Here is a 2439-nt window from a genome sequence, read left to right on the forward strand (position 1 = left end):
GGCGCTCGAGCCGGACCGGCCGCCGCGCGCCCCGTCCCGGCTGCTGGTGACCGTCCCGCCCGGCGCAGGGTCCCGACGAAGGTCTGCACCGCGCCGAGCGCCCCGGCGGGCGGGTCGTCCCACAGGTCGTCGACCAGCACGGACGCGGGCACCATCCGGCCGGCGGCGACCAGCAGCCGCGCCAGGACGGCCCGCGGCCGCGCGCCGCGGACCTCGACGGGCCGTCCGTGCGCGTCCGCGACCGCGAGCGGCCCGAGGACGCCGAACGTCACCTCCCCCACGCCGACCACGCTACCGACGCCCGATGATCACCTGGCGAGCAGGGCGCGCAGTGCCCCGGCCACCTCGGCGGGGGCCTCCTCGGCCATGAAGTGGCCGCAGCTGACGGTGCGGTGGTCCAGGTCGTCCGCCCACGCCCCCCACAGGGCGGCGGCGTCGAAGCCGAGCGCCGCGCCCCAGTCCTGCTGCAGGACGGTCACGGGCATGGCCAGCCGCCGTCCGGCCGCGCGGTCGGCGGCGTCGTGCTCAAGGTCCACGCTCGCCGAGGCCCGGTAGTCGGCCACGATCGACGGCACGGCCTCGCGGCTCGCCCGAAGGTACTCGGCGCGCACGTCGGCGGGGACCGCCTCCGGGTCGTTCGCCCAGATGTCGAGGAAGTGGCCGAAGAACGCGTCGGCGCTCGCGGAGATCATCTTCTCGGGCAGGCCGGGCGGCTGCGCCATCAGGTACAGGTGGAAGCCGACCGCGCCGCCGACGCCGCGCATCACGTCCCAACTGTCGAGCATGGGCAGGACGTCCAGGGACGCCAGGTGCGTGACGGCGTCCGGGTGGTCGAACCCGGCGCGGATCGCGACGTGCGCGCCCCGGTCGTGCCCGGCCAGCGCGAACCGCTCGTGGCCCAGCTCGCGGGCCAGCGCGATGATGTCGGCCGCCATGGTCCGCTTGGAGTAGGCCGTCCCATCGGGGTCGGCGGGCTTGTCGCTGTCACCGTATCCGCGCAGGTCAGCGCAGATGACGGTGTGGTCGGCGGCGAGGTCGGCCGCCACGTGCCGCCACATCAGGTGGGTCTGCGGGAAGCCGTGCAGCAGGACGACCGGGCTGCCCGAGCCGCCCACGGCCGCGTTCAGCGCGACGCCGTCGGCCACCTGGACGCGGTGGTACGCGAATCCCTCGATCTTCATGACATCTCCGTCTGGAATCGGTCTCTCGTTGACGCCCACCAGCCTGGGCGACCCCGATCAGCGGCCGATCAGTCACGGATCAGTGCGGCCGTCCCCGTGCCCGTCCCGCCGAGCCGGCACGGCTCCCGGCACGGATCGGGGAACGGATCAGGGGACGGTGACCGCGCGGACGGCGACCGGGCCCGGGGTCGGGTCCAGCTCGTCCGCCTGGGAGACCCCGGCGGGGGTGATCACGTCCAGGGCCTTGGGGACGGCGGCCGGGTCGCGGGAGCAGACCGGCGCCCCGCCGCCCGGCGCACACACGCCGAACTGGTAGGGCTGCGGCGTCGGGGCGAAGCCGCGCGCCCGGTCGGGGCTGTAACCGTCCTGGCCGGTGAGGACGACGGCGAACCGCCAGTCCTTGCCCGGCGTGCCGAACACGGCCCTGGGCAGGGCGATGGTGATCGTCCTCGTGGCGCCGGACGCGCGGACGGCGGCGCCCTGCCGCGCGGTGCCGTCCGCCGTGGTCCAGACGGGCGCGGCGAACCCCTCGACCTCGATCCGCTGCGTCCAGGCGTCGGCGGCGGCGATGCCGTAGCCGCGCTGCGGGAAGGCGGCGGCGGTGGAGCGGGGTGAGGCGGACGGGTCCTGCGCGTAGACGTCCAGCAGCTGCGCGCCGATCTGGTTGCCGAACGTGGGTGTGAGGTCCCGTACGGTCGTGCGCAGGTAGACGGTGTCGCTGTCGGTGATGACCTGGAAGCGCTGGAGGTCGAACGCCCCCGGCCGGAAGTCGGCGGCGGTCGGGTACCGGTACGTGCCGGGGCCGTTGTCGTCGTTGTCGGGGTCGGTGACGTCGAGGACGGACGTGCCGCCGACGACCTCGCCGGTGACCGTGCGGTGGGCCTGGCCGGTCCGGCCGTCCGGCGCGGTCGCCGAGACGGCCAGGGAGACCTCGCCGAACGCGACCGGGGCCTGCGCCTCGAAGGCGCCGTCCGCGCCCGCCCTGACCGAGACCTCCCGTGCCGGGCCGCCGGTGTCCACCGGGGTGGCGACGATGTCGACCAGCGCGCCGGGGGCGGTCGTCCCCCGGACGGTGACGGCCGGGCCGTTCACGGCGGCGCCGTCGTCGGGCGCGGTGAGGGTGAGCGGCGCGGCGTCCGGCGGCCGGTGGTCGACGTACCGGGCGCGCACGATGCCGGGCTGCTCGACCGGGCGGCGCGCGCCGAGCGCGAGGGCGAGCCGGGCCTGCTGCGCCTGGGCCCAGGTCAGCGGCGACGCC

Annotated in this window: 3 protein-coding genes; all 3 read right to left on the reverse strand. The window is 76.2% G+C overall.

Annotated features, from left to right (window positions below; genetic code table 11):
* Positions 1 to 281 (reverse strand): winged helix-turn-helix domain-containing protein (locus DZF91_RS24930; RefSeq protein WP_199486868.1); only part of this gene is annotated, 281 nt, incomplete at its 3' end.
* Between the two features lie 27 nt (positions 282 to 308).
* Positions 309 to 1181, reverse strand: coding sequence for an alpha/beta fold hydrolase (locus DZF91_RS24935; protein ID WP_117359682.1), 873 nt, complete (start codon positions 1179 to 1181; stop codon positions 309 to 311).
* A 147-nt stretch (positions 1182 to 1328) separates the two neighbouring features.
* Positions 1329 to 2439, reverse strand: a 1111-nt coding sequence (locus DZF91_RS24940; protein ID WP_199486869.1) for a glucodextranase DOMON-like domain-containing protein, incomplete at its 5' end; no start/stop codon positions are given.

The organism is Actinomadura logoneensis, from assembly GCF_003428695.1.
Lineage (GTDB): Bacteria > Actinomycetota > Actinomycetes > Streptosporangiales > Streptosporangiaceae > Spirillospora > Spirillospora logoneensis.

Bases quoted from the DNA above. Each gene is read 5' to 3' on its own strand.
- DZF91_RS24935 (WP_117359682.1), bottom strand. From the start codon at position 1,181: ATGAAGATCGAGGGATTCGCGTACCACCGCGTCCAGGTGGCCGACGGC.